The 533-nt window shown below is 64.7% G+C and carries 1 protein-coding gene; it reads right to left on the bottom strand.

Going from position 1 to position 533, the window contains the following annotated elements:
* Positions 1 to 33: 33 nt before the first annotated feature.
* Positions 34 to 533, bottom strand: a 500-nt coding sequence (gene istB / locus ACFOFO_RS26475) for an IS21-like element helper ATPase IstB (protein ID WP_390333557.1), incomplete at its 5' end; no start/stop codon positions are given.

Here is a 533-nt window from a genome sequence, read left to right as displayed (position 1 = left end):
TCGGGCGCGACGACGCGGGGTCGAAGTTGGGTTTTACTCCTGAGCGAGCTGGTTTGTCAATCGACTACGCTTTTTACGTAGTGATTCGCCCTTCAGCGTCAGCTGATGCGCGTTGTGCACCAGGCGGTCGAGGATGGCATCGGCCAGCGTGGCGTCGCCGATGGCGGCATGCCAGTGGTCCACCGGAAGCTGGCTGGTCACGATGGTCGAACGCGCGTTGTGGCGGTCGTCCAGCACCTCCAGCAGGTCGCGGCGGTGCACGTCGTCGAGCACTGCCAGTCCCCAGTCGTCGATCGTCAGGACGTCGACCTTGGCGAGCTGCTTGAGCAACTTGCTGTAACGACCGTCGGCACGACCGATGCTCAGCTCGTCGAGCAGGCGCGGCAGGCGAACGTAGTAGGCGCTATAGCCCTGCCGGCAGGCCTGGTGGGCCAACGCGCACGCGAGCCAAGTCTTTCCGACACCCGTCGGGCCGGTGAGCAGCACATTCTGTTTTTCGCGCAGCCACTGCCCGGCCAGCAGGCGCTGGAACA

This window comes from Pseudundibacterium arcticum, assembly GCF_042646465.1.
GTDB classification, from domain to species: domain Bacteria; phylum Pseudomonadota; class Gammaproteobacteria; order Burkholderiales; family Burkholderiaceae_D; genus Undibacterium_A; species Undibacterium_A arcticum.
This window is presented reverse-complemented; position numbering and strand designations above follow the sequence as displayed.